At 70.4% G+C, this 24,918-nt stretch carries 24 protein-coding genes; 12 read left to right on the plus strand and 12 right to left on the minus strand.

Going from position 1 to position 24,918, the window contains the following annotated elements:
* The first annotated feature begins 135 nt into the window (after nucleotides 1-135).
* Entirely contained in the window at nucleotides 136-882 is a 747-nt protein-coding gene (locus tag E1181_RS11780; protein WP_132674010.1) for a S1 family peptidase, read from the plus strand.
* Nucleotides 883-952: 70 nt separating this feature from the next.
* Here E1181_RS11780 and E1181_RS11785 read toward each other — a convergent pair whose 3' ends face one another.
* Nucleotides 953-1,924, minus strand: coding sequence for an NAD(P)/FAD-dependent oxidoreductase (locus E1181_RS11785; RefSeq protein ID WP_132674011.1), 972 nt, complete (start codon nucleotides 1,922-1,924; stop codon nucleotides 953-955).
* Nucleotides 1,925-2,107: 183 nt separating this feature from the next.
* On the opposite strand from E1181_RS11785, the gene E1181_RS11790 reads away from it, so the two are divergent.
* The 5 genes from E1181_RS11790 to E1181_RS11810 all read left to right on the plus strand — a co-directional run bounded on the left by E1181_RS11790 (nucleotide 2,108) and on the right by E1181_RS11810 (nucleotide 7,910).
* A complete protein-coding gene (locus E1181_RS11790; protein ID WP_132674012.1) occupies nucleotides 2,108-2,881 on the plus strand; it encodes a S1 family peptidase in 774 nt (257 codons plus the stop codon).
* A gap of 154 nt (nucleotides 2,882-3,035) precedes the next feature.
* Nucleotides 3,036-4,430, plus strand: a complete 1,395-nt coding sequence (locus E1181_RS11795) for a class II fumarate hydratase (RefSeq protein ID WP_132674013.1) — start codon at nucleotides 3,036-3,038, stop codon at nucleotides 4,428-4,430.
* 43 nt (nucleotides 4,431-4,473) lie between these two features.
* The gene (locus E1181_RS11800; protein ID WP_132674014.1) at nucleotides 4,474-5,988 is read left to right on the plus strand and encodes an ATP-dependent DNA ligase; all 1,515 of its coding nucleotides are present in this window, start codon (nucleotides 4,474-4,476) and stop codon (nucleotides 5,986-5,988) included.
* A gap of 12 nt (nucleotides 5,989-6,000) precedes the next feature.
* Nucleotides 6,001-6,420: a DUF4288 domain-containing protein gene (locus E1181_RS11805; RefSeq protein ID WP_132674015.1), complete on the plus strand. Its 420-nt coding sequence runs from the start codon at nucleotides 6,001-6,003 to the stop codon at nucleotides 6,418-6,420.
* Nucleotides 6,421-6,470: 50 nt separating this feature from the next.
* Nucleotides 6,471-7,910 carry a GuaB1 family IMP dehydrogenase-related protein gene (locus E1181_RS11810; RefSeq protein ID WP_132674016.1) on the plus strand — a complete coding sequence of 480 codons (1,440 nt, stop codon included), beginning with the start codon at nucleotides 6,471-6,473 and terminating at the stop codon, nucleotides 7,908-7,910.
* Nucleotides 7,911-8,119: 209 nt separating this feature from the next.
* On the opposite strand, the gene E1181_RS11815 is transcribed toward E1181_RS11810, so the two are convergent.
* Nucleotides 8,120-9,496, minus strand: coding sequence for a PhoH family protein (locus E1181_RS11815; RefSeq protein WP_132674018.1), 1,377 nt, complete (start codon nucleotides 9,494-9,496; stop codon nucleotides 8,120-8,122).
* Nucleotides 9,497-9,948: 452 nt separating this feature from the next.
* Nucleotides 9,949-11,163, minus strand: a complete 1,215-nt coding sequence (locus tag E1181_RS11820; protein WP_132674020.1) for a DUF885 family protein — start codon at nucleotides 11,161-11,163, stop codon at nucleotides 9,949-9,951.
* 254 nt (nucleotides 11,164-11,417) lie between these two features.
* Between E1181_RS11820 and E1181_RS11825 the strand changes: the two genes are divergently transcribed.
* Both E1181_RS11825 and E1181_RS11830 read left to right on the plus strand, forming a co-directional pair.
* Nucleotides 11,418-11,663 (plus strand): hypothetical protein, encoded by a 246-nt coding sequence (locus tag E1181_RS11825; protein ID WP_207922112.1) that lies wholly within the window; start codon nucleotides 11,418-11,420, stop codon nucleotides 11,661-11,663.
* 250 nt (nucleotides 11,664-11,913) lie between these two features.
* Entirely contained in the window at nucleotides 11,914-12,159 is a 246-nt protein-coding gene (locus E1181_RS11830) for a hypothetical protein (RefSeq protein ID WP_235876696.1), read from the plus strand.
* Between the two features lie 62 nt (nucleotides 12,160-12,221).
* Here E1181_RS11830 and E1181_RS11835 read toward each other — a convergent pair whose 3' ends face one another.
* Nucleotides 12,222-12,998: an isoprenyl transferase gene (locus E1181_RS11835; RefSeq protein ID WP_132674022.1), complete on the minus strand. Its 777-nt coding sequence runs from the start codon at nucleotides 12,996-12,998 to the stop codon at nucleotides 12,222-12,224.
* Between the two features lie 186 nt (nucleotides 12,999-13,184).
* Between E1181_RS11835 and trhA the strand changes: the two genes are divergently transcribed.
* Complete coding sequence (gene trhA, locus E1181_RS11840) at nucleotides 13,185-13,862, plus strand: PAQR family membrane homeostasis protein TrhA (protein WP_328590878.1); 678 nt, start codon at nucleotides 13,185-13,187, stop codon at nucleotides 13,860-13,862.
* Here the strand turns inward: trhA and E1181_RS11845 are convergent.
* From E1181_RS11845 to mca, 3 genes are all read right to left on the minus strand, one after another.
* A complete protein-coding gene (locus E1181_RS11845; protein WP_132674024.1) occupies nucleotides 13,853-15,865 on the minus strand; it encodes a thioredoxin domain-containing protein in 2,013 nt (670 codons plus the stop codon). The genes trhA and E1181_RS11845 overlap by 10 nt on opposite strands.
* A gap of 183 nt (nucleotides 15,866-16,048) precedes the next feature.
* On the minus strand, nucleotides 16,049-16,387 hold the full coding sequence (locus E1181_RS11850) for a hypothetical protein (RefSeq protein WP_132674026.1): 339 nt from the start codon (nucleotides 16,385-16,387) through the stop codon (nucleotides 16,049-16,051).
* Nucleotides 16,384-17,268: a mycothiol conjugate amidase Mca gene (gene mca / locus E1181_RS11855; protein WP_132674028.1), complete on the minus strand. Its 885-nt coding sequence runs from the start codon at nucleotides 17,266-17,268 to the stop codon at nucleotides 16,384-16,386. The genes E1181_RS11850 and mca overlap by 4 nt, the downstream gene beginning before the upstream one ends.
* Nucleotides 17,269-17,472: 204 nt before the next feature.
* Between mca and E1181_RS11860 the strand changes: the two genes are divergently transcribed.
* On the plus strand, nucleotides 17,473-17,913 hold the full coding sequence (locus tag E1181_RS11860; protein ID WP_132674030.1) for a DUF4307 domain-containing protein: 441 nt from the start codon (nucleotides 17,473-17,475) through the stop codon (nucleotides 17,911-17,913).
* A gap of 191 nt (nucleotides 17,914-18,104) precedes the next feature.
* Nucleotides 18,105-18,593: a transcription elongation factor GreA gene (greA, locus tag E1181_RS11865; RefSeq protein ID WP_207918450.1), complete on the plus strand. Its 489-nt coding sequence runs from the start codon at nucleotides 18,105-18,107 to the stop codon at nucleotides 18,591-18,593.
* A 112-nt stretch (nucleotides 18,594-18,705) separates the two neighbouring features.
* Here the strand turns inward: greA and E1181_RS11870 are convergent, their stop codons facing one another.
* Together E1181_RS11870 and ilvA are read right to left on the minus strand one after the other, a co-directional pair.
* On the minus strand, nucleotides 18,706-19,251 hold the full coding sequence (locus tag E1181_RS11870) for an Lrp/AsnC family transcriptional regulator (RefSeq protein ID WP_132674034.1): 546 nt from the start codon (nucleotides 19,249-19,251) through the stop codon (nucleotides 18,706-18,708).
* 13 nt (nucleotides 19,252-19,264) lie between these two features.
* Nucleotides 19,265-20,476 (minus strand): threonine ammonia-lyase, encoded by a 1,212-nt coding sequence (gene ilvA / locus E1181_RS11875; RefSeq protein ID WP_132674036.1) that lies wholly within the window; start codon nucleotides 20,474-20,476, stop codon nucleotides 19,265-19,267.
* A gap of 200 nt (nucleotides 20,477-20,676) precedes the next feature.
* Between ilvA and E1181_RS11880 the strand changes: the two genes are divergently transcribed.
* Nucleotides 20,677-20,922, plus strand: a complete 246-nt coding sequence (locus E1181_RS11880) for a hypothetical protein (RefSeq protein WP_132674038.1) — start codon at nucleotides 20,677-20,679, stop codon at nucleotides 20,920-20,922.
* A 44-nt stretch (nucleotides 20,923-20,966) separates the two neighbouring features.
* On the opposite strand, the gene E1181_RS11885 is transcribed toward E1181_RS11880, so the two are convergent.
* The 3 genes from E1181_RS11885 to E1181_RS11895 all read right to left on the minus strand — a co-directional run bounded on the left by E1181_RS11885 (nucleotide 20,967) and on the right by E1181_RS11895 (nucleotide 24,797).
* The gene (locus E1181_RS11885; RefSeq protein WP_132674040.1) at nucleotides 20,967-22,106 is read right to left on the minus strand and encodes a cystathionine gamma-synthase; all 1,140 of its coding nucleotides are present in this window, start codon (nucleotides 22,104-22,106) and stop codon (nucleotides 20,967-20,969) included.
* Nucleotides 22,107-22,209: 103 nt separating this feature from the next.
* Nucleotides 22,210-23,331, minus strand: coding sequence for a ZIP family transporter (locus E1181_RS11890; RefSeq protein WP_132674042.1), 1,122 nt, complete (start codon nucleotides 23,329-23,331; stop codon nucleotides 22,210-22,212).
* 98 nt (nucleotides 23,332-23,429) lie between these two features.
* The gene (locus E1181_RS11895; protein ID WP_132674044.1) at nucleotides 23,430-24,797 is read right to left on the minus strand and encodes a cystathionine beta-synthase; all 1,368 of its coding nucleotides are present in this window, start codon (nucleotides 24,795-24,797) and stop codon (nucleotides 23,430-23,432) included.
* Nucleotides 24,798-24,918: the final 121 nt, after the last annotated feature.

The following is a 24,918-nucleotide window of genomic DNA, read 5'->3' on the forward strand; positions in this document are numbered from 1 at the left end:
TGCGGGTTGTCCGCGGGCCACCGCCTTTCCGGTTCGCCTCCTACGACCTTCGTCGGTACGCCGTGGTCGGGGGCGCCGTTAGCGTCAGCGGCCAGCCGGCCTTCGGAGCCGGGGTACCCGGAGGATTCGACACACATGCGCATTCGTTCGGTTCTCATCTCCGCGGTCGCCGCGGTCAGCGCAGTGGGCGCGCTGAGCATGCCCGCCGTCGCCGCCGGTGACGACGTCGACCCGATGATCATCGGTGGTCACGACGCGACCGAGACCTACTCGTTCATGGTTTCGCTGCAGCAGCAGGGCAGCCACATCTGCGGCGGCGCACTGATCAAGCCGGACTGGGTGGTGACCGCCGCGCACTGCGTTCAGAGCGGCGGTGACTTCACGGTCCGCGTGGGCAGCAACGACAACACCACGGGTGGCGAGGAAGCCGCCGTGACCAAGACCCAGGTGCACGACAGCGCCGACCTCGCGGTGCTGCAGCTGGACAAGCAGCTGTCCGCCGCGCCGATCTCGATCGCCGCCGAGTCCGGTGAGGCCGGAACCCCGAGCCGCATCATCGGCTGGGGCCAGACCTGCCCGGAGACCGGCTGCGGCGAGGTTCCGACGAACCTGCAGGAGCTGGACACGAGCATCGTCGACGACGCCGGCTGCACCGGCATCGACGCGGCGGGCGAGATCTGCACCGACAACCCGGGCGGCAACTCCGGTGCCTGCTACGGCGACTCGGGCGGCCCGCAGATCAAGGGCGCCCAGGGCAGTTGGGAGCTGATCGGCGCCACGAGCCGCTCCGGCAACGGCGACTCCACCTGCGCCACCGGCCCGTCGATCTACACCGACGTGACCGCCTTCGCCGACTGGATCAACCAGAACACCGGCAGCTGACCCGTTCAGCACCCCTGACGCGGCACCCGGGACGTCGTTCCCGGGTGCCGTTTCCACGTTCGGGGGGCTTTCAGGACAGGTTCGAGGAGTGGCCCGGGAACAGGTGGGCTTCCGGGTTGAGCTCGACGGCGATGTTGTTGACGGCCGTGGCGGCTTCGCCGAAGCCGGTGGCGATGAGCTTGACCTTCCCCGGGTAGGAGGCGACGTCACCTGCGGCGTAGACGCGGGCGCGGCTGGTGCGCATCGTCGTGTCGACCAGGATCGAGCGCTTCTCCAGGTCCAGGCCCCAGGATTCGATCGGGCCGAGATCGGCGGTGAAACCCAGTGCGGCGACGACCGTTTGGGCGGGCAGGACGCGTCGTTGCCCGTCGACGTCGATGGCCACCTCGATGAGTCCGCCCGAGTCGCCGCGGATTTCGGCGACCTCGGCCGGGACGATCAGCGGGATGCCGAGCTGCTCGACCTTGGTGACCAGGCCTTCGTGCGCGCGGAAGCGGGTGCGCCGGTGCACCAGGGTCACACTGCGGGCCACCGGTTGCAGCGCCAGCGCCCAGTCGAACGCCGAGTCGCCGCCGCCGACGACGACCACGTCGTGGCCGGCGTGCGCGGACAGCTCGGGGATGAAGTGCACGACGCCCTTGCCGACCCACTCCCCACCTGCGGGAAGCGGTCTCGGGGTGAACTCGCCGATTCCGGCGGTGACCAGCACCGCCCCGGCCCGGACCTGCTCGCCCTCGCCGACGTCGACCAGCAAGCCGCCGTCCACATCGGACAGCGAGACGGCAGGGCGCCCGAGCAGGTAGCGCGGGCCGTACTGCTCGGCCTGCTCGACCAGCGCGGCGATCAGGTCGCGTCCCCGGATCTCCGGGAAACCCGCCACATCGAAGATCATCTTCTCCGGGTACATCGCGGTCACCTGGCCACCGGGCTCCGGCAGCGCGTCCACCAGCGCCACCGACATCCCGCGAAACCCGGCGTAATAAGCGGCGAACAGCCCCGTCGGACCGGCTCCCACCACAAGCAGATCGACCTCGTGCGCCATCTCGGCATCCCGTCGCAGGCCCTGTGATACGGATCTCAGGCTAGTCGGCTCCGGCCGCTGTGTCCGCCCTTCTCCGACGCTGGGCCGATCAGCGCAGTTCGCTGCGGCGTGCAGCGGTACCTGGTCCCGCGCCCCACCCCTAACTTCCGGGGGAAGGGGATCACGTCGGGGAGGGGAATCTCTGTGAATAAATCATCCGCGCTGCTCAGCGGCATCGCAGCGCTCGCGCTCAGCGCCGGCTTCGCGCCGGCGGCGCAGGCCATCGACAACCCGGGTCCGCTGATCGTCGGCGGCCACGACGCCACCGAGTCCTACGAATGGATGGCCTCGCTGCAACGATCGGGGGCGCACAGCTGCGGCGCCTCGCTGATCGACGAGCAGTGGGTGCTCACCGCGGCGCACTGCGTCGTCGACGCGGCACCGGCCGACCTCGGCCTGCGCATCGGCAGCCCGACCTGGAGCAGCGGCGGCACCGAAGCCGGTGTTTCCGAGGTCGTCGTGCACCCGGACTACGAGACCAACACCCCCAACGGCGACATCGCGCTGCTCAAGCTCGACCAGGCGGTCTCCGAGACGCCGATCGACATCGCCGACGCCTCCGGCGCCGACGGCACGCCGTCGCGGATCATCGGCTGGGGCGTGACCTGCCCGGTGCGCGGCTGCGGCGAACCGCCGGAGCAGCTGCAGGAGCTGGAGACCCAGGTCGCCCCTGACGCGGGGTGCACGCTGAGCTCCATCGACGGCCCCACCGAGATCTGCACCTCCAGCAAGGAGCTGCTGGCCAACGCCTGCTTCGGCGACTCCGGCGGCCCGCAGCTGGAGGGCACCCCGGGCGACTGGAAGCTCACCGGCGTGACCAGCCGCCTCGGCAGCCCGGTCCCGGTCTGCGGCACGGCTCCTTCGGTCTACACCGACGCCACCGCCTACAAGGACTGGATCTCCTCCACCATCGGCTGATCCTTCTCGGCGAAGCCCGCTCCCGCTCTCCGGGAGCGGGCTTTGTCAGATCAGCCACCTAGATCGTTCCAGAACGGTCGTTTCCTGGGTGAACGCCCGGCCGGTGGGGCGCGCCACGCTGACCCGGCCGGTTGAGCGGCGGGACACTTCGAACATGGCTGAATCCCAGTACCGCATCGAACACGACACGATGGGCGAGGTTCGGGTGCCCGCCGACGCCCTCTACCGGGCGCAGACGCAGCGGGCCGTGGAGAACTTCCCGATCTCCGGCCGCGGCCTGGAGCGCGCGCAGATCCGCGCGCTCGGCCTGCTCAAAGCCGCCACCGCCCGGGTCAACGGCCGGTTGGGGGTGCTCGACGCCGACGTCGCCGAGGCCATCGCCCGCGCCGCCGACGAGGTCGCCGAGGGCGCGCACGACGAGCACTTCCCGATCGACGTCTTCCAGACCGGCTCCGGCACGTCGTCGAACATGAACGCCAACGAGGTCATCGCGACCCTGGCCACCCGCGCTCTCGGCCGCGACGTGCACCCGAACGACCACGTCAACGCCTCGCAGTCGTCCAACGACACGTTCCCGACGACGATCCACGTGGCCGCCACCGAGGCCGTGATCACCGACGTCATCCCGGCCCTGGAGCACCTCGCGACCACCATCGAGGACCGGGCGAAGGGCTGGACCGAGGTCGTCAAGTCCGGCCGCACGCACCTGATGGACGCCGTGCCGATCACCCTCGCCCAGGAGGCGGGCGCGTGGGCGTCGCAGGCCCGCTACGGCGTCGAGCGGCTGCGGACCGGTCTGCCCCGGCTGGGCGAGCTGCCCATCGGCGGCACCGCCGTGGGCTCCGGGCTCAACGCGCCGGAGGGCTTCGGCCAGGCCGTCGCCGAGGAGCTGGCCCGGGTGACCGGTCTGCCGCTGACCGAGGCCCGCGACCACTTCGAGGCGCAGGCCGCGCAGGACTCCGTGGTGGAGACCTCCGGTCACCTGCGCACCGTGGCGGTCAGCCTCACCAAGATCGCCAACGACCTGCGCTGGCTGGGTTCCGGCCCGCGCACCGGCCTCGGCGAGCTGGCCCTGCCGGACCTGCAGCCGGGTTCGTCGATCATGCCGGGCAAGGTCAACCCGGTGATCCCGGAGGCGACGCTGCAGGTCGTCGCCCAGGTCATCGGCAACGACGCGGCCGTGGCCTTCGCCGGGTCGCAGGGCAACTTCCAGCTCAACGTGATGCTGCCGGTCATCGCCCGCAACGTGCTGGAGTCGTCGCGGCTGCTGGCGGCGGTGTCGCGTCAGCTGGCCGACAAGGTCTTCGCCGACGTGCAGGTCAACACCGAGCAGGCCCGCGCCTACGCCGAGGGCTCGCCGTCGATCGTCACCCCCCTCAACCGCTACATCGGCTACGAGGAGGCCGCCGCGGTCGCCAAGCAGGCGCTCAAGGAGCGCAAGCCCATCCGCGAGGTCGTCCTGGAACGGGGTCACGTCGAGTCCGGCAAGCTCACGATCGAGCAGCTCGACGAAGCCCTGGACGTCCTGCGCATGGCCAACGGCGGCTGACCGAACTCCCGCGAATTGTCGGGGGTCTGCGCACCATGGAGCCATGGTGCTGCTCTCGGACGTCGTCGCGGCCTCCGCCGAGGTCGCGGCGACGTCCTCCCGCAAGGCGAAGACGTCGGCGATCGCCGCGCTGCTGCGGCGGTTGGAGCCCGCGGAGGTCACCGCGGCCACGGCGCTGCTGGCAGGCGAACTCCCCGGCGGACGGGCCGGGGTCGGCTGGTCGACGCTGTCCGCGTTGCGGGTCGCGCCCGCGACCGAGCCCCGGCTGACCATCGGCGAGGTCGAAGCAGCGGTCGGTGAGGTGCGCACGATCAGCGGATCGGGGTCCGGGCAACGACGGACCGACGCGCTGAGCGCGCTGCTCGGGCGGGCCACCGAGGCGGAGCAGTCGTTCCTGCTGCGCCTGCTGGGCGGCGAGCTCCGGCAGGGCGCGCTGGAAGGCGTGATGGTCGAGGCCATCGCCGCGGCGGCCGAGGTGCGCACCGAGACGGTGCGGCGCGCGTTCATGCTCTCCGGCAGGCTCCCCGCGACCGCCGAGGCGGCGTTGAGCGGCGGCGAGCCCGCGCTCGCCGAGTTCCACCTGGAGCTGGGTCGGCCGATCCGCCCGATGCTGGCCTCACCAGCGGAAACCCTCGACGCGGCGCTGGCCGAGCTCGGCGGGTGCAGCGTCGAGCACAAGCTCGACGGCGCCCGCATCCAGGTGCACCGCGACGGCGACGAGGTGCACGTCTACACCCGCACGCTGCGCGAGATCACCCGCAACGTCGCCGAGCTGGTGGAGCTGGTGCGGGGCCTGGACTGCCGCTCGGTGGTGCTCGACGGCGAGACGCTGGCCCTCGACGACGCCGGACGTCCCCGCCCGTTCCAGGAGACGATGGCCCGCTTCGGCGCCCAGGAGCAGCGGGACGAGCTGCTGCACCCGTACTTCTTCGACTGCCTGCACCTGGACGGGACCGACCTGGTCGACCGGCCGCTGGCCGACCGGCTGAAGGCGTTGGAGCAGGTCGCAGGCGACCACCGGATCCCGGGCGTGCTGTCCCCCACCCCGGAGGACGCCGCCGCGCTGTTCGACGACGCGCTGGCGCACGGCCACGAGGGCGTGGTGGTCAAGGACCTCGACTCGCCGTACGCGGCGGGCCGGCGCGGCAAGGCGTGGCGCAAGGTCAAGCCCGAGCACACCCTCGACCTGGTCGTGCTGGCCGCGGAGTGGGGCCACGGCCGCCGCCGCGGCTACCTGTCCAACCTGCACCTGGGTGCCCGCGACCCCGACGGCGGCCCGCCGATCATGGTCGGCAAGACCTTCAAGGGCCTCACCGACGAGCTGCTGGACTGGCAGACCGCCGAGTTCCAGCGGCGGGCCACCGGGGGCGACGACTGGGTGGTGCGCGTCGTCCCGGAGCTGGTGGTGGAGATCGAGCTCGACGGGGTGCAGACCAGCAGCCGGTACCCCGGTGGAGTCGCGCTGCGCTTCGCCCGCGTGCTGCGCTACCGGCCGGACAAGGACGCGGCCGAGGCGGACACCATCGAGGCGGTTCGCGGGATGCTCCGCGGCGGGTGAGATCCTGGTGGCATGAGCAGCGAGGACTTCGACGCCGTCGGTTCGATCGACATCGGACCGGGAACCATCGACCCGCGCGACTTCCAGCAGCGCGCGTCATCGGTCGAGCTCGACCACTACGTCGCCGTGCTCCTGCTGGAGGCCACCAGCGAGGCGACCGACCACGAGCCCCTCTACGAGGAGTCGTTCGTCCTGCTCACCGCCGAGTCCGAGGACGAGGCCGCCGAGAAGGCCAAGGAGATCGGCAAGCAGCAGGAGACCAGCTACCAGAACGAGAACCACGAAACGGTCACCTGGAAGCTCAAGCAGATCGTCGAGGTCAAGCCCCTCGAAGACGCCACCTTCGACGACGGCTCCGAGCTCTACAGCCGCTTCTTCCGCAACTACGACGCCTACAGGTCCGTCGAACCCCTCACCGAAGAGGACGCCTGAGGACCGCCGCACCGCCCGGCGGCTGCTCGGGGCACGTATCGTGGTGAGACGTGCAGTTCTTGAACGGGCAACAGCCCTCCACCGACCTGACCTACGACGACGTCTTCCTGGCGCCCCGGCGCTCCGGAGTCGAGTCGCGCTTCGACGTCGACCTGGCGACCTGTGACGGCACCGGCGCGACGTTGCCGATCGTGGTCGCGAACATGACCGCCGTGGCCGGCAGGCGCATGGCCGAGACCGTCGCGCGACGCGGTGGCCTGGTGATCCTCCCGCAGGACGTCGACCCGAGCGCCGTCTCCGAGATCGTGTCCTGGGTCAAGACCCGGCACCCGCTGTGGGACACGCCGCTGGCGTTGCACACCGACGACGCGGTCGCCGACGCCCTGAACCTGCTGCCCAAGCGCGCCCACGGCGCCCTGGTGGTGGTCGACGACGAGGACAAGCCGCTCGGCGTCGTCGACGAGGCCGCCTGCACCGGCGTGGACCGCTTCGCGCGGGTCGGCGAGGTCGCCGACGCCCACCCCGTGGTGCTGCCGCTGGAGACGGACTCGCGCGAGGTCTTCGAGCAGCTGCACAAGCAGGGCCGCAACGTCGCGATCGCGGTCGACGCCGAAGGTCGGCTCGCCGGGATCATGACCAAGAAGGGCGCCCTGCGCGCCGCGATCTACACCCCCGCTCTCGACGCAGAAGGCCGCTTGCGCGTGGCCGCCGCGATCGGCGTGAACGGCGACGTCGCCGCCAAGGCGTCGGCGCTGCTGGCGGCCGGGGTGGACACGCTGGTCGTGGACACCGCGCACGGTCACCAGGAGAAGATGATCGCCGCGCTCGAGGCCGTCCGCTCCGCGAGCCCGACCGTCCCGATCGTCGCCGGCAACGTCGTCACCGCCGAGGGCGTGCGCGACCTGGTCGAGGCCGGTGCCGACGTCATCAAGGTCGGCGTCGGGCCGGGCGCGATGTGCACCACGCGGATGATGACCGGTGTCGGCCGCCCGCAGTTCTCCGCCGTCGCCGAGTGCGCCGCGGAAGCCCGCAGGCTCGGCAAGCACGTGTGGGCCGACGGCGGCGTCCGCCACCCGCGCGACGTGGCGCTGGCGCTGGCCGCCGGGGCCTCGTCGGTGATGGTCGGATCGTGGTTCGCCGGGACCTACGAGTCCCCCGGTGACCTGCAGCGCGACGAGCACGGCCGGGCGTACAAGGAGTCCTTCGGCATGGCCTCCAAGCGCGCCGTGTCGGCCCGGACCCGCACCGACAGCGCCTACGACCAGGCACGCAAGGGCCTGTTCGAGGAGGGCATCTCCAGTTCCCGGATGCGCATCGACCCGCAGAACCCGGGTGTGGAGGACCTCCTGGACCAGATCACCTCGGGCGTCCGCTCGTCCTGCACCTACGCGGGCGCGCACACCCTGGAGGAGTTCCACGAGCGCGCCCTGGTCGGCATCCAGTCGGCCGCCGGCTTCGCCGAAGGCCGACCGCTGCCGTCCGGCTGGTGACGAACTCGCGCAACATTGACTTCAGTCGTGACTGAAGTCAATGTTGCGCGAAATTCACCCCCACCTGCGGCCAGAGCCCAGCAACCCGAGGAAGCTGAGGTCTCCTTTGCCTCCTCAGGAGGGTGGTGTACGAATTTCGCGCGAAATTCGAATCCGGAGGAGGCGGGGACGGCACCTCCGGTGCAGGTGCCGTCCCCGGTCCCCGCGCGTCAGGGCGTGTGGTCCCCTTCCAGCAGCTCGGTGACCAGGGCCGCGATCGGGCTCCGCTCCGATCGGGTCAGGGTCACGTGGGCGAACAGCGGGTGGCCCTTGAGCTTCTCGATGACCGCCGCGATGCCGTCGTGGCGGCCCACCCGAAGGTTGTCCCGCTGCGCGACGTCGTGGGTGAGCACCACCCGCGAGTTCGCGCCGAGCCGCGACAGGACCGTCAGCAGCACGTTGCGCTCCAACGACTGGGCCTCGTCGACGATGACGAAGGCGTCGTGCAGCGAACGGCCGCGGATGTGGGTCAGCGGCAGCACTTCGAGCATGCCGCGGTCCATGATCTCTTCCAGCACGTTCTCGCTGGCGTGAGCGCCGAGCGTGTCGAAGACGGCCTGCGCCCAGGGCGCCATCTTCTCGCCCTCGGAGCCCGGCAGGTAACCGAGCTCCTGCCCACCGACGGCGTAGACCGGCCGGAACACCACGACCTTGCGGTGCTGCTGGCGTTCCAGGACCGATTCCAGGCCCGCGCACAGCGCCAGCGCCGACTTGCCCGTACCGGCCCGGCCGCCGAGCGAGATGATCCCGACCTCGGGATCCATCAGCAGCTCCAGCGCGATCCGCTGCTCCGCCGAACGACCGTGCAGCCCGAAGACCTCCCGGTCGCCGCGCACCAGCCGGACCTGCTTGTCCGCGGTGATGCGGCCGAGCGCGCTCTGCTGCCCGGCGAGCATCCGCACACCGGTGTTCGGCGGCAGGTCCCGCGCCTCCTCGAGGTCGGCGACACCGTCCTTGAACAGCGAGTCCACCGAGTCCGAGCCGACGTCGATGTCCGCCATGCCGCTCCAGCCCGACGACACCACGTCCTGCGCGCGGTACTCCTCGGCGGCCAGGTTCACCGACGCGGCCTTGACCCGCAGTGGCATGTCCTTGGTGACCAGCACGACCTCACGGCCTTCGGCGGCGAGGTTGAGCGAGCAGGCCAGGATGCGGGAGTCGTTGGAGTCCGTGCGGAATCCCGGCGGGAGCACCGACGGGTCGGAGTGGTTCAACTCCACGTGGACGTTGCCGCCCTCAGGGTTGACCAGCACCGGGTGGTCCAGTCTGCCGTGCTTGATCCGGAGATCGTCGAGCACGCGCAGCGCCTCGCGGGCGAACCAGCCGAGTTCGGGGTGGTGGCGTTTCCCCTCCAGCTCGGAGATGACCACCACCGGGAGCACCACGTCGTGCTCGGCGAACCGGGCCATCGCCCACGGGTCGGACAGCAGGACCGAAGTGTCCAGGACGTAGGTGCGGACCTCGGAGTCACCGCCAGGTGCGGTGTGCGCGGGCGCGTCGCTGCGGACGGCTTCGTGCGCCTGAGGCTGGGAACGTCGTGCGGTCACGGCTACTCCCTCGCGGACGTGCCGAACACGCCCGCTCGTCGGTGGGCCGGGCCTGACCCCGTCGTGCTCGGACTGGACCGTCCGGTCCACCGACGCCACGCGAGGGCCGGGCACCGACCCCCTCCGCGACCAAGGTGGACGTGTGAACGTCCGCTCCAGCCAACAGCCACGATCAGGGCCTCCCGGACGGGCCGCGTTCGGACGTGCAAGAGAAGAACGGCCCGTCACCAGCGAACGCTACCTTCGAGATCGCTCTTCGGCAGACAGCCACTTAGGTGATTCGAACCATTCCCGCGCTCACCGCGCGCTACTAGCCTGTTATCGCAGGTCACAAGGTAAATAAAAGGTTTCCAGAAGATTCGTCAGCAGGTCAGGACGCGTCGCCGGAGCACGACGAGAACGAACTCAATTCAACACTCCCGGTGAGCCCTGCTGCTCTTTTCGGGTGAAATTCAGGACCGCGAGCGTGCCGCGATCTCAGCGCGGAGGACCTCTGGTACAAGCGCCTCGTCAAGCAATCGTCGGTAACGATCGGCGCTCGATGTGCGGTCCGGGTCGTCCGACAGCCACCGCCGCAGCAGGCGGAACCCCTCGACATAGGTCGTCGTGTAGGCCCGCCACAGCGGATCGCGCATGAAGTCCACCAGGTGCCGCGCGCGACCTTCCGGCATCAGCAGCCAGCGGCGCAGGTGATCGACGGCGTCCTGCTCCGACCTCGCCCGCGAGTGCAGCATCAGCATCGCGTCCTGGCGCACCGGCAGCAGCCGCACCAGCACCGCCTCCAGCCGCTCGGCGAGCTCGCCGTCCACCGCGATGCCCAGGTCGGCGAAGACCTCCGCCGCCCACGAGCCCCATCCCTCCCCCACCGCCGCGTGCAGGCCGAGGTCGGCGAGACCTTCGGCGAGCACGCACTGCGGGGTGTTGACCAGGAAGATCGCCTGCTCCGGCTGGGTGCGCGCGATCCCGGCGGCCTTGCGGCAGTGCTCGGTGTGGTGGCCCGGGTAGGACTCGTGGGCGATCAGCTGCGGCAGGGTCGACGCGCGGTGATCGACGTCGGCGTTGACCGACACCCGCGACCGGAATCCGCCGAGGTACTCGTTGAACCCGCTCCACGGCCTATCGCTGACGATCCGGTACCGGACCCGCTCCTGCACCGGCAGTCCGAAGCGAGCCCGCACCCGCGATCGCAGCGCACCGGACACCGCTTCCAGGCAGACCTCCAGGCGCTCGGGCGGCAGCCGGTCGCGGCGCCGGATGGCGGCGAGCCGGTCGGCCAGCGCCCCCGTCCCCGGCAGCAGCGCGTCGAGTTCGCGGTGGGCCTCCCGGTACTCGTCGGGATCACCGAGCTCCGGGCTGACCTGGAAGCACGCCCGCACTTCCGCGGTGAACGACATCTCCCGACCGGCGATCCGGAGACCGATCGCCTCCAACGCGGTGAGCTGGGCGTCGAGAAACCGCCGGCGGGGTTCGGCCAGCCCGCAACCGCCCAGCTCGTCGCGCAGCTCGCGGGCCCGAGCGACGAGCCGCAGCGGGTCGGGGCGCGGCTCGTGGCGCACCCGGAGCCGCAGACCCGGGTCTCCCGCGTAGGAGTCGACCAGGCCGGGTTCGAGCCGGTCGAACCGCAGCCCGAGCCGGACGTAGTCGGACACCAACTGCGCTGAGTCCACGTCTGGACGGTACGCGGCCGGACGCGAGCCCGATTTCACCGAATTCATCGGCCCGCAAAGTGCTGGGGCTTTTCGGCGAATACTCGCGAGTACCTGAGTGCTGGCGGCGATAGTACACACAATGGTGGTATTCGAGTGTCGCGATCCACAACCCCTGGTTACGTTTCAAGCCAGGTGCTTCACTCGCTCCGGAATTCACTCTTTCCGGGCAGAAGCACGCACTTGCTCAACTCATCTCATCAAGGAGCAAAGCTGTGCTGAAGAAAGCAGTGATTGTCGCCGGTGCCGTCGCCGGCCTGCTGGCCCTGGCCCCCGTCGCCAACGCCGACAGCTCGGACAACGACGGCGTGAACGTCCTCAACGACAACAACGTCAGCGTTCTGCCGGTTCAGCTGTGCGGCAACAACGTTGCCGTCGTGGGCGCCGTCATCCCGATCGCCTCGCCGAACCACACCCAGTGCGTCAACGCCCCGATCCTGGACCACCCGAGCGCGGGCTGACGCCTTCGCCGACGAGGAAGGGGCGCCGGAACGAACCGGCGCTCCTTTTTCGTCCGCGCGCGCATTCCGCGTCTACCAGCGATTCATGGATCCGAATTCACACAATGGTGTTACGGAATTTGGGCAACGGGCATGTTCGCTGTAGTTTGCGACCGGAACACACCACACTCGATCTCCCAACCGGGATTTGGACCGAGTCCGTTGGTGTGAACTCCGAATCCCGCGGAATTCCTAAAGGAGAGTGACCCAAGTGCTGAAGAAGGCAGTGATTGTCGCCGGTGCGGCCGCCGGTCTGCTGGCCCTGGCCCCCGTCGCCAACGCCGACAGCTCGGACAACGACGGCGTGAACGTCCTCAACGACAACAACCTCAGCGTCCTGCCGATTCAGGCCTGCGGCAACAACGTCGCCGTGCTCGGCGCGGTCGTGCCGATCCTGTCGCCGCAGAGCAGCGAGTGCGTCAACGCGCCGATCATGGACCACCCGTCCGCCGACTGAGCGAGCTGATCGCATTCGGAAGGGCCAGGTCGTCACCGACCTGGCCCTTCCGCTGTTCGAGGTCAGCGGCCCAAGCGGCGGTGGCGCACCGCGTAGTCGCGTAGCGCTCGCAGGAAGTCGACCCGGCGGAACTCCGGCCAGTAGGCCTCGGTGAACCAGAACTCCGAGTGCGCCGACTGCCAGAGCATGAAGCCCGACAACCGCTGCTCACCCGAGGTGCGGATCAGCAGGTCCGGGTCCGGCTGGCCGGAGGTGTAGAGGTGCTCGGCGATGTGATCGACCGTGAGCACCTCGGCGAGCTCCTCGATCGTGGTCCCGGCCTCGGCGTGCTGCTGCAGCAGCTTGCGGACCGCGTCGGCGATCTCCCGCCTGCCGCCGTAGCCGACCGCGACGTTGACCTGCATCCCCGTCCGGCCCTCGGTCCGCAGCGCACCGGCGGTCAGCCTGGCGGCGGTCTCGGTGGGCAGCACGTCCAGCGCACCCACGATCCGCACCCGCCACGACTTGCCCGGACCGGTGAGCTCGTCGACCACCCCGGCGATGATCTCCATCAGGGCGTTGAGCTCGGCTTCGCTGCGGTTGAGGTTGTCGGTGGACAGCAGCCACAGGGTGGCCACCTCGACCTGCGCCTCCTCGCACCAACCGAGCATCTCCGCGATCTTGCGCGCGCCCGCCCGGTGGCCGTGCGCCGCGTCCAGACCGGCTTCCTTGGCCCATCTGCGATTGCCGTCCAGGATGACGCCGACGTGCCTGGGATGCTGCAGGCCATCGAGCTTCCGGCTGAGCCGTCGCTCGTAGACCGAGTACATGAGTTCTTTCAACCGAACCTTGAGCGCCACGCCAGATGAGACTACGCGGATGCGGATGACCCTCAGCGCCGAGCCCAAGCGGCGCAGCCGCTTTCTCCTCCCACCACTTGAGAACCCGCACGGCTGCTGGTTCTGAGGCCTCGATCGGGTCGCGAAAGCCCGGTTTGCAACAGACGTCACAGCGGACCAAACCTACGGTCCCGTAACCTTTGTGGCGTGACCAACGCCGTGTCTTCCCGAGTCCCGCACGCGATCGTCAAGCCGCGCATGCGCGGCTGGATCCACTTCTGGTCGCTGCTGGCGTTCTTCGCCGCCGGCGCGACGCTCATCTCGCTGGCCGCCTCGACCGTGTCGGCTGAGGCAGCGCTGGGCACCTCGATCTACTCGGCAACGGTGCTCGGCCTGTTCGGCGTGAGCGCGCTCTACCACCGCAAGACCTGGAACTCGGTCGGCGCCCGCACCTGGATGCGACGGCTCGACCACTCGATGATCTTCCTGTTCATCGCGGGCACCTACACGCCCCTGGCGATGATCGCGCTGCAGCCGACCACCGGCGCCATCGTGCTCGCCGTGGTGTGGGCGGGCGCGCTCGGCGGCGTGATCCTCAAGCTCGCCTGGCCGAACGCGCCGCGCTGGGTCGGCGTCCCGGTCTACATCGCGCTGGGCTGGGTGGCCGTGTTCGTGCTGCCGGACCTGCTGGAGAACGCGGGCGCGGCGGTGCTGGTGCTGCTCATCGTCGGCGGCGCGCTCTACACGGTCGGTGCGGTCTTCTACGCCACCCGCTGGCCGGACCCGTGGCCGAAGACCTTCGGCTACCACGAGTTCTTCCACTCGACGGTCACCGCGGCGGCCATCTGCCACCACGTCGCCATCTGGCTCGCGCTCTACGCCTGAGCGAGCTTGTCCGCCAGTTCGTCGGAGGTCGTGACGGGGCGGTCGCACACGTAGCCGTGGCAGACGTAGGCGGCCGCGCCACCGTCGACCAGGGGCCGGTCGGCCAGGAGGGGAACTCCGGCAGCTTCCGGCGTCGAGGCGACCACGACCGTGCCGCCCGGACCCCGGCGGTGGGCCGTCGCGAGCAGTTCAGCCCGCGAGGACTCGTCCGGTCCCACGACGGCGACCTGCATCGGGCCCTGGGCGCGCGCCTCGGCGACCGCCAGCCAGTGGCCCGCGAAGCGCGGCGCGCGCTGGGCCAGCAGGCCCGCCCGCGACAGGGCCTGCTCGGCGGCGGTGCGGTAGCGACCGGTGGACTCCGGTCCGACCAGGGCCGATGCCGTCAGCAGCGCCGAGGTCAGCGCTGCGGCACCGGACGGGCTGGCGTTGTCGGTCGGATCCGAGGGCCTGCGCACCAGCGCCTCCGCATCGGCGGCGGTGTCGTGGAAGGTGCCCGGGTGGTCGGCGTCGGCGAACTGCTCCAGCGCGACGTCGAGGAGCTCGCACGCGGTGGTCAGCCAGCGCGGATCGGCGGTGGCCTGGTGCAGCGACAGCAGCCCGTCTGCGAAGCAGGCGTAGTCCTCCAGCACCCCGGCGGCCGTGCCCGCGACGCCGTGCCGGGAGGTGCGCAGCAACCTGCCGTCGACCAGGTGCGTCGACAGCAGCAGCTCGGCGGCCCCGGCGGCGGCCTCGATCCAGGACGGTTCTTCCAGCGCGGTCGCGGCCTCCACCAGCGCGGTGATCGCCAGTCCGTTCCAAGCGGTGACGACCTTGTCGTCCTCGCCCGGCTGAGGGCGCTGCTCCCTCGCTGCCAGCAGGCTCTGCCGGACACGCGCCCAGCGGGCCTGGTCGTCGGGGTCGCGCGGTAGCTGGAGCGTCGACGTCCCCTCCTCGAAGGTGCCCTCCGGGGTCACCAGGAACAGCGACGCGGCCCAGTCACCGTCGGACTCGCCGAGCACCTCGCGCAGCTGCTCCGGCGTCCACACGTAGGTCAGGCCCTCGACGCCCTCGGTGTCGGCGTCCAGCGACGCGGCGAAACCGCCCTCCGGCGTGCGCAGGTCGCGCAGCAGGAACCCGGCGGTCTCCCTGGCCACGCGGGCCGCCAGGGCGTCGCCGAGCCTTCCCAGGTGGGCGTAGGCGCGCAGCAGCAGGGCGTTGTCGTAGAGCATCTTCTCGAAGTGCGGCACCACCCAGGCCGCGTCGACGCTGTAGCGGGCGAAACCGCCGGCCAGCTGGTCGTGGATGCCTCCGCGCGCCATCGCCGCGCAGCAGTCGCGGGCGAGCTCCAGCGCCTGCTCGGAGCCGGTGCGCTCGTGGTGGCGCAGCAGGAACTCCAGCACCATCGACGGCGGGAACTTCGGCGCGTCGCCGAAGCCGCCGTGCTCGCGATCGGATTCGCTGCGCAACCGGCCGACGGCGCCGGTCAGCACCTCCTCGTCCAAGATCGACTCCGGCAGCGGTGAGCGCTGCGCGTTGAGCTGCTCGACGATGCGGCTCGCGGCCTGGCGGACCTCCTCGCCGCGTCCCTCCCACGCCTCCGCGACCGCCGAGAGCAGCTGCGGGAACGACGGCATCCCGGGCATCGGCGATGCCGGGTAGTAGGTGCCGCAGTGGAACGGTTCGCCGTCGGGGGTGAGGAAGCAGGTCATCGGCCACCCGCCCTGGCCGGTCATGGCCTGGGTGGCCTCCATGTAGACGGCGTCGATGTCGGGGCGTTCCTCGCGGTCCACCTTGACGTTGACGAAGCGCTCGTTCATCAGCCGCGCGGTCTCGTCGTCCTCGAACGACTCGTGCGCCATGACGTGGCACCAGTGGCAGGCCGCGTACCCGACCGACAGCAGCACCGGGACGTCCCGGCGGCGGGCCTCGGCGAACGCCTCCGGACACCACGGCCACCAGTCGACCGGGTTGTCAGCGTGCTGGAGGAGGTACGGACTCGTCGCGTCCGCAAGCCGGTTCGCCATACCCCCACCTTCCCATCTCGATCTTCCGAACGCACTGGTGAGGGTGAGGGTGACCCGATTTCCGCCGTAATCCGTCCGGCGGAACACCGCCGTGATCGAGGACCTGAGAACGGCGGTGATCCGGTCGCTCGACGCAGAACGGGGCCACCCGGTCTCCCAGGTGGCCCCGTTCGGAGTCGGGGGTCAGTCGGTTTTCGCCCGTGACGGCTTGGAGGGGGTCTCCTCCGGCTCCGGGGTTTCGGTGGCCTCGGAGTCCTCCGCTCGCTTCGCGGCTTCGGCTTCGGCTCGTTTGACGTGGGCCGGAGCAGCGGCGTTGGCCTTCTCCTCGTCGAAGACGACCGGCAGCTTCTTCAAGTGCTTGGTCATCGAGCGGATCAGGAACACCACAGCGATGGCGAACACGATCAGCAGCACGAGGCCGAGCGGCGAGGACTTGCCGAAGTCCTCACCCTGCCCGCCCGGGTCCTGCGGCGGCACCGGCGCCTGGGCCAGCACCAGTGCGACGGTCTCCTGGGCACTCATGCGCACACCTTCTCCTGCACGCCGGCGAACAGGTCGTCCTCCGGCAACGTGGTGTCGACCAGCGAGCGCACCAGCTCGTAGTCCTCGGTCGGCCACAGCTCGCGCTGCACGTCGCACGAGACCGCGAACCAGCGGCTCGTCGGGTCGATCTGGGTCGCGTGGGCGCGCAACGCGTCGTCCCGCTGCTCGAAGTATTCCCCGCACGGCACGCGCGTGGTGACCCGGTCGTCCGGGTCGGGGCGGTTCTGGGAATCCCAGCGCTCGAGCCAGTCGGTGTAGGGCGATTCCTTGCCGTCGGCCAGCAGCGACTCGTGGAACAGCTGCATGCGCTTGCGGGAGAAACCGTGCGAGTAGTACAGCTTCAGCGGCTGCCACGGCTCGCCCTGCCCCTGGTAGAGGTCGGGGTCACCGGCGGCGTCGAAGGCCGCGACGGAGATCTCGTGGCACCGGATGTGGTCCGGGTGCGGGTATCCGCCGTTCTCGTCGTAGGTGATCACCACGTGCGGGCGGAACTCCCGCATCACCTTCACCAGCTCGCGGGTGGACTCCTCGATCGGCACCGTGGCGAACACGCCCTCCGGCAGCGCCGGCAGCGGGTCGCCCTCCGGCAGCCCGGAGTCGACGAAGCCGAGCCAGCGGTGCTCGACGCCCAGGATCTCGGCGGCCTTGGCCATCTCCTCCCGGCGCACGTCGGTCAGGTTCTCCACGACCTCGGGCCGATCCATGGCCGGGTTGAGGATGCTGCCCGCTTCACCTCCCGTGCAGGTGACCACCATCACGTCGTGGCCCTCGGCCACGTAACGCGCGGTGGTCGCGGCCCCCTTGCTGGACTCGTCGTCCGGGTGCGCGTGCACCGTCATCAGTCGCAGCTTGTCCGCCATCGCCCGCTTGTTCCTCCCGCTAGTAGCAGCATCCGCCCTGTGCACAGCTCCTCCGCGTCGACGGCCCCGCCGTCTCCTCCGCTGGGCGCTCCAGGGATACTCAACGTGGAAGTCGTCCTCCATTGTTCCCGGTGGAGCCGACATCCCGGCCGTCACCCCTTGTGGTTCCGGCCGCAGATCCACCGCCCGCGTCGAAAGGCCGCCGTGACGCAGCAGCAGGTCCCGCAGGACCGGTACGGCTCGCGCGCTCGCAGCGCGCGCACCCGTCCCGTCCTCCGCTGGGCTCTGCTCGCGGTCGTGCTGCTGGCTCTCGTGGGCGTCGCGCTCATCGGCTACCGCAACCTCGGCTCTGCGCCGATCGAAGGCAAGCAGGTCGCCTTCGAGGTGATCGACGACCACTCCGTTCGGATCACCGTGGAGGTCCAGCGGGAGGATCCGCAGCGACCCGCGGACTGCGTGGTGCGGGGCCGTGCCGAATCCGGCGAGGAGGTCGGCAGGCGCGAAGTCCTGATCCATCCGGCGAACGGCGTGAGTCGGCAGGACACTGTGCTTCGTACATCCTCCCGAGCGACCATCGGGGAGGTGTACGGCTGCACTTACAACGTTCCTGAATATTTGTCCACTCACACGCGGCCAACTGGGTGAAGCGCCCCGCTGCACGTCGGGCGCGAGGAGAATCCGGTCCCTTTGCGTGCTGATGCGTGCTATCGTCGAGCGCAGCACGGCCCCCGCTGAGGGCCGTGTTTTTCCGTTACTTGGCATTGGCTGAGAAAAGGACGGAATTGCAATTTGGCCCGTTGTGAGTGCGGGCCGGAAGTCGACGAGGAGTGGTGACCGTGAGCGAGACCCAGGTGACCTGGCTGACCCAGGATGCTTACGACCGGCTCAAGGGTGAGCTGGACGAGCTCGTGGCCAACCGCCCGGTGATCGCCGCGAAGATCAACGAAGCCCGCGAGGAGGGCGACCTGCGCGAGAACGGCGGGTACCACGCCGCTCGCGAAGAGCAGGGTCAGATCGAGTCTCGCATCCGCCAGCTGCAGGAACTGCTGCGCACCGCGCAGGTCGGCGACGTGCCCACCGAGTCCGGCATCGCCAAGCCCGGTTCGGTGCTGACCGTCCGCTACGACGGCGAGGACGAGACCGAGCAGTTCCTGCTCGCCAACCGCGAAGAGGGCGCGCACGGCGACCTCGAGGTCTACTCCCCCAGCTCCCCGCTGGGCAAGGCTCTGCTGGATGCCAAGGAGGGCGAGAGCCGGGAGTACGAGCTGCCCAACGGCGGCAACATGAAGGTCACGCTCGTCAAGGCCGAGCCCTTCAACGGCTGATCTCTCATTCCGAAGTTCTTTCGCGCGCAGCCGCTGCAGTTGCCGCGCGCCTTTGTTGATCTGGCTTCACCGGGCCTATGCCGGTGAAACCGTTCCTTCGGTTTCACCGCAATTAAGAATCGATACCGGGCTTGTGCGCTCGGTCCGCGGGCGTTCCGGATTCCGGGACGCCCGCTCGCTTTTCCCCGGAAAGTCGGTGAAGCAGCGGACGCACTCTCGGCGGAACGGGCGTGGACAACGCGATGGACGTCGAAGTGCGCCGAACACCGGGCACTCCGACGACCTCGTCGATCACGCGCTGCAGGTCGTCGTTGGACCGAGCGACCATGCGCACGAACAGGTCTCCCTGACCGGTGGTCGCGTGCACCTCGCAGACCTCGTCGATGGCGGCCAGCTGCTCGGAGACGACCCCGCGGTGCCCCTGCGTGATCTCCAGGACCGCGAAGGCCGTCAGCCCGTAGCCCATCGCCGCCAGGTCCAGCTCGGGCGGGAACCCCTGAAGGACGCCGCGCTCGACGAGTCGGTCCAGCCTGGCCTGGACGGTGCCGCGCGCGACGCCGAGCCGGCGCGAGCACTCCAGCACGCCCAGCCGCGGCTCGTCGGAGAGCAGCAGCAACAACCGGGCGTCCAGTTCGTCGGGACCGCTGGTGGCAGCCACGTGAGCGCTCCTCTCAGCGACGGGCGAGGATCGTGTGCCCGGCGGCTTCGAGCTGGGCGACGACGTACTCGCGGTGCTCCTGACCTCGGGTTTCCAGCGAGACCTCGACGTCGACCTCGCCGAGCGCGAGCGCACCGGAGATGCGCGAGTGCTCGATGTCGATGACGTTGGCGTTGAGCTCGCCGAGCTTGGCGAGCAGGCCCGCCAGCGAACCGGGCCGGTCGGGCAGCCGGACGCTCAGCGACAGGTAGCGACCTGCCGAGGTCATGCCGTGCTGGATGAGCTGGAGCAGCAGCAGCGGGTCGATGTTGCCGCCGGAGACCACCGCAGCGGTCGGTGACACGACCTGCTCGGGGTGCTCCAGCAAGGCCGCGACGGCGGCGACCCCTGCGGGTTCGACGACGAGCTTCGCCCGCTCCAGGCACAGCAGCAGCGCGCGGGACAGCGACTCCTCGCTGACCGTGAGGACCCCGTCGACCAGCTCCGACACGTGGGCGAACGGCACCGCGCCCGGTTCGCCCACGGCGATCCCGTCGGCCATCGTCTGGGTGTCGGTCAGCGGCACGGGCTTGCCCGCGGCCAGCGAGGGCGGCCACGCGGCGGCCTGCTCGGCCTGCACCGCCAGCACCTTCACGTCGGGGCGCGTTGCCTTCACCGCGGCGGCCACGCCCGCGACCAGCCCTCCCCCGCCGGTGGGCACGAGGATCGTGCGCACCTCGGGCAGCTGCTCCAGGATCTCCAGGCCGACCGTGCCCTGACCTGCGACGATGTCCGGGTGGTCGAAGGGGTGGATGAACTCGGCGCCGGTCCGCTCGGCGTGCTCCTTGGCCGCCGCGAGGGTTTCGGCGAGCACCGCGCCGTGCAGCACGACCTGGGCGCCGTAGGACTTGGTCGCGGCCAGCTTCGGCAGCGGTGCGCGTTCGGGCATGTAGACGGTGGCCGGGATGCCCAGCAGGTGCGCCGCGAGCGCGACGCCCTGGGCGTGGTTGCCTGCGCTGGCGGCCACCACCCCGGCCGCGCGGCGCTCGGCGTTGAGCCCGAGCAACCGGACGTAGGCGCCCCTGAGCTTGAACGAACCGGTGCGCTGCAGGTTCTCGCACTTGAGGTGGACTTCGCCGCCGGTGTACTCGCCGAGCACTCGGGAGTGCTCCATCGGGGTCCGCCGTGCCACCTTGGCGAGCAGGGCGTCCGCTTCGCGGATTCGGTCGAGGTCGACGAGCTGCATGGGCCAATCGTGCCACCGCTGATCTACGGGTACTAGGCGTGCGCCGAAGTCCCCTCGCGCAGGAGCGGCGGCGCTCACCGGAGGGTGCGATGGCTCTGCTGCTTCGAAACCGACCTCGGCGCGGCACGTTCGGTACCCTCAGTGGGCAGCACGGTCACCGAGCGCGAGGCGCGCACCCGACACACCGCCTGGAGGGCAGCATGGCGCAGCCGAGCAACGGCGTGTTCCCGCTGCTCGCCGGCATGATCACTGCGGCGACGCTGTCCGGTGCGGCGGTCCTGGTGGTGCTCAACTCCGGCTGCGAGGACCCGGGCTCCTACCGCGAGCACGACGGGGTCGTGGAGCTCATCGGCGGCTGCCTGCGGCCCAGCGACCTGCCGGTCGCCCCGCGCGAGACGGCCGAATCGCCGTCCCCGGGCAGCTCGGACCCGTTCGTGGCCAGGTGACGGTCGCGCCCGGGAAGGGGTCCCGGGCACGACCGCCCAGGTGATCAGCCGAGTGCGGCGAGCAGGTCCTCGACGAGGTCGTCGGCCTCTTCGATGCCCACCGACAGGCGGACCAGGTCCGACGGGACCTGCAGCATCGAACCCGCCGTGCTCGCGTGCGTCATCCGGCCCGGGTGCTCGATCAGCGACTCGACGCCGCCGAGGGACTCGGCGAGGGTGAACAGCCGCGTGCGGGAGCAGACGTCCAGGGCGGCCTGCTCACCGTCGGCGTGCAGGAACGAGACCATGCCGCCGAAGTGCTTCATCTGCTTGGCGGCGACCTCGTGACCGGGGTGCTCGGGCAGGCCCGGGTAGAGGACCTTGGCGACCTTGGGGTGACCGCTCAGCGCTGCGACGATCCGCTCGGCGTTCGCGCTGTGCCGCTCCATGCGCACCACGAGCGTCTTGAGGCCGCGCATCGTCAGGAACGCGTCGAACGGTCCGGGCACCGCGCCCGCGCCGTTCTGCAGGAACGCCAGCTGCTCGGCCAGCTCGTCGTCGGAGGTGACTACCGCGCCGCCGACCACGTCGGAGTGCCCGCCGAGGTACTTGGTGGTCGAGTGGACCACCGCGGTCGCGCCGAGCTCCAGCGGCTGCTGCAGGAACGGCGAGGCGAAGGTGTTGTCCACGACGAGCTTCACGCCCGCGTCCGCGGAGACCTGCGCCAGCGCGGCGATGTCGCCGATGTTGAGCAGCGGGTTGGTCGGCGTCTCCAGCCAGACCAGCTTGGTGTTGTCCTGGATCGCCGCGCGAACGGCGTCCACGTCCGACACCGGAGCGGGCGTGTAGGAGATGCCCCAGCCGGAGAGCACCTTGTCGATCAGCCGGAAGGTGCCGCCGTAGGCGTCGTCCGGGATCACCAGGTGGTCACCCGGGCGAAGCACGGACCGCAGCACCGCGTCGGTGGCCGCCATCCCGGAGGCGTAGGCGCGCGCGTGCCTGCCGTTCTCCAGCTCGGCCAGGCAGCGCTCCAGCGCGGTCCGGGTCGGGTTGCCGGTGCGGGAGTACTCGTAGCCCGAGCGCATCCCTCCGACGCCGTCCTGCGCGTAGGTCGAGGTGGCGTGGATGGGCACGATCACCGAACCGGTCGTCGGGTCTGCCTCCTGGCCCGCGTGAATCGCGCGGGTGGCGAAGCCGTCACTCATGTGGAGCAGCGTATTACTCCAGCGCCGATCCGCCGACCCGGGCCCGAAAAGCGAAGTGCCCCCGGACCTGGTCGGCCGGGGGCACTTCGACGCTGAGCTCAGCTCACCACTGCGGGGGCTGCGGGGGCTGGCCGGGCTGCTGCGGGTAGCCGCCCTGCTGCGGGAAGCCACCGGACTGCGGGTAGCCCTGCGGGGGCTGCTGCTGGCCGAAGCCCTGCTGCGGGGGCTGCTGACCGTAGCCCTGCTGGGGCTGACCGAACTGCTGCGGCGGTCCGGGCTGGCCGAACTGCTGCGGCGGCTGCTGCTGGCCGAAGCCCTGCTGGCCGTAGCCGCCCTGCGGCTGGCCGTACCCACCGGCCTGCGGCGCCGGGGCGCCGGCGAGGGCGTTCATCCCCGCCGTCGTGGACGGCAGCCACCACAGCACGAGGATCGCGATTCCAACCAGCAGACCGAGGATGCCGGCGAGCGGGCTGACGAACAGGTTGATCAGACCGCCGATGAGGCCCAGACCGGCGAAGACGGTGACGAGGATCCGTCCCCACTGCTTGCCCTGACCGCCAGAGTAGGCGGCGAAGATCCACACACCGCAGAAGATCAGCGCCACGACGATCGTCGCGATCCCGACGCCCGGGACGTAGGACATGGTCATGATGCCGCTGATGATCGAGCCGATGAGGCCCAGTGCGGCGAGACCGATCGTGACCCACTGCGCGATCGGCAGGGTCGAGGTACCGCCCTGCCCCTGACCGCTCTGGCCCGGGAAGCCGCCGGCCTGCGGGGGCGGGAAACCGCCCTGGGCCTGCGGAGCCGGGAAGCCGCTGCCGGGAGTGCCCGGCTGCTGCGGCGGCTGCGCCGGGAATCCGCCGGGCTGGCTCTGCGTGCCGGGCTGCTGGTACATCGGCTGCGGGGGCTGCATCGACGGCGGCACCATGGCCGTCGCGTCCGCACCGCCCTGCTGCTGACCACCGAGGCCGGGCTGCTGGTACATCGGCTGCGGCGGCTGCATCGACGGCGGCACCACCTGGGTGGAGTCACCGCCCTGCGGCTGGCCTGCGGGCCGGACGACCTGCGTCGCCTCCGACGGAGGCTGCTGCCCCTGCGACTGGACGGGCCGGACGACCTGGGTCGAGTCACCGCCCGCCTGGTTCTCGTCCTGGGGGTCCATCCGGTTCGAGATCGGATCCGAACCCTGCTGACCGCCGTCCGGCGGCTGCGGAGAGCTCATCGGGTACTACTCCCTTGCGGCGTCCAAAGTCCTGGGCATACTTCGGCACTACGCTATCTGATCAGGCCAGAGCGCAGTGGTGTTTCAGGACCAACTCGTCATCGACCCGCGATGAATCCGAGCACATCCTGGCGGGTCACGACCCCGGCGGGCTTGCCGTCGATGAGCACCATCGCACCGTCCGCCCCGGTCAGCGCCGACATCGCCGAGCTGATCTCCTCACCAGCGCCGATGGTCGGCAGCGGCGGCGACATGTGCTGCTCGACGGTGTCGGCGAGGTTCGCGCGGCCCGCGAACAGCGCGTCCAGCAGGTCCCGCTCGTTGACCGCGCCCGCGATCTCGGCGGCCATGATCGGCGGCTCGGCGCGCACGACCGGCATCTGCGAGACGCCGAACTCGCGCAGGATCGCCACGGCCTCCGCGACGGTCTCGCTCGGGTGGGTGTGCACCAGCTCGGGAACCGTGCCGTCCTTGCGGCGCAGCACGTCGCCCACGGTGCCCCCGGCGGCGTCGGGCGAGAGGAAGCCGTAGGAGGCCATCCAGGAGTCGTTGAAGATCTTGCCGAGGTAGCCGCGACCGCCGTCGGGCAGCAGCACCACGATCACGTCGTCCGGGCTCGCGGTCTCGGCGATCTTGAGCGCCGCGGCGACCGCCATGCCGCAGGAGCCGCCGACCAGCAGCGCTTCCTCGTTGGCCAGGCGGCGGGTCATCTGGAAGGACTCGGCGTCGGAGATCGGCACGATCTCGTCGCAGATCCCGTTGTTGTAGGTGCTCGGCCAGAAGTCCTCACCGACGCCCTCGACCAGGTAGGGACGGCCGTGACCGCCGGAGTACACCGAGCCCTCCGGGTCCGCACCGATGATCTTGACCTTGCCGCCGGAGACCTTCTTGAGGTACTCGCCGGTGCCGGAGATGGTGCCGCCGGTGCCGATGCCGGCGACGAAGTGCGTCACCTTGCCCTCGGTCTGCTCCCAGATCTCCGGGCCCGTGGAGTGCACGTGGGACTCGGGGTTCTGCGGGTTGGCGTACTGGTTGGGCTTCCAGGCGCCGTCGATCTCCTCGACCAGGCGGTCGGAGACGCTGTAGTAGGACTCCGGGTGCTCGGGCTCCACGGCGGTCGGGCACACCACGACCTCGGCGCCGTAGGCCTTGAGGACGTTGCGCTTGTCCTCGCTGACCTTGTCCGGGCAGACGAACACGCAGCGGTAACCCCTGCGCTGGGCGACCATGGCAAGCCCGACACCGGTGTTGCCCGAGGTCGGTTCCACGATCGTGCCGCCTGGCTTGAGCTCGCCGGAAGCCTCCGCGGCTTCGATCATGCGCAGCGCGATGCGGTCCTTCACGCTGCCGCCCGGATTGAGGTACTCCACCTTCGCCAGCACCGGGGTCTTGCCGGTGGCCACCGCGTTCAGCCGGACCAGCGGAGTGTTGCCCACCAGTTCGGTGACGTGCTCGACGTAGTCCACGCCTCGTCCTCAGTCGTCGGTCGGTCCCGCCCGGCGGGTCTCCGGCGCGGGTGTGATGCCGAGCGTAATCGCCTGTTCAGGCGCTAACCCAAGGGACCTTCCGGACGACACACGGTCAGGG

The sequence above is a fragment of the Saccharopolyspora terrae genome, assembly GCF_004348435.1.
In the GTDB taxonomy this organism is placed as follows: domain Bacteria; phylum Actinomycetota; class Actinomycetes; order Mycobacteriales; family Pseudonocardiaceae; genus Saccharopolyspora; species Saccharopolyspora endophytica.

Bases quoted from the DNA above. Each gene is read 5' to 3' on its own strand.
- E1181_RS11805 (WP_132674015.1), top strand. From the start codon at position 6,001: ATGAGCAGCGAGGACTTCGACGCCGTCGGTTCGATCGACATCGGACCG.
- E1181_RS11795 (WP_132674013.1), top strand. From the start codon at position 3,036: ATGGCTGAATCCCAGTACCGCATCGAACACGACACGATGGGCGAGGTT.
- E1181_RS11850 (WP_132674026.1), bottom strand. From the start codon at position 16,387: ATGAGTGCCCAGGAGACCGTCGCACTGGTGCTGGCCCAGGCGCCGGTG.
- E1181_RS11845 (WP_132674024.1), bottom strand. From the start codon at position 15,865: ATGGCGAACCGGCTTGCGGACGCGACGAGTCCGTACCTCCTCCAGCAC.
- E1181_RS11800 (WP_132674014.1), top strand. From the start codon at position 4,474: ATGGTGCTGCTCTCGGACGTCGTCGCGGCCTCCGCCGAGGTCGCGGCG.
- mca (WP_132674028.1), bottom strand. From the start codon at position 17,268: ATGGCGGACAAGCTGCGACTGATGACGGTGCACGCGCACCCGGACGAC.
- E1181_RS11885 (WP_132674040.1), bottom strand. From the start codon at position 22,106: ATGAGTGACGGCTTCGCCACCCGCGCGATTCACGCGGGCCAGGAGGCA.
- E1181_RS11880 (WP_132674038.1), top strand. From the start codon at position 20,677: ATGGCGCAGCCGAGCAACGGCGTGTTCCCGCTGCTCGCCGGCATGATC.
- E1181_RS11780 (WP_132674010.1), top strand. From the start codon at position 136: ATGCGCATTCGTTCGGTTCTCATCTCCGCGGTCGCCGCGGTCAGCGCA.
- ilvA (WP_132674036.1), bottom strand. From the start codon at position 20,476: ATGCAGCTCGTCGACCTCGACCGAATCCGCGAAGCGGACGCCCTGCTC.
- E1181_RS11785 (WP_132674011.1), bottom strand. From the start codon at position 1,924: ATGGCGCACGAGGTCGATCTGCTTGTGGTGGGAGCCGGTCCGACGGGG.
- E1181_RS11890 (WP_132674042.1), bottom strand. From the start codon at position 23,331: ATGAGCTCTCCGCAGCCGCCGGACGGCGGTCAGCAGGGTTCGGATCCG.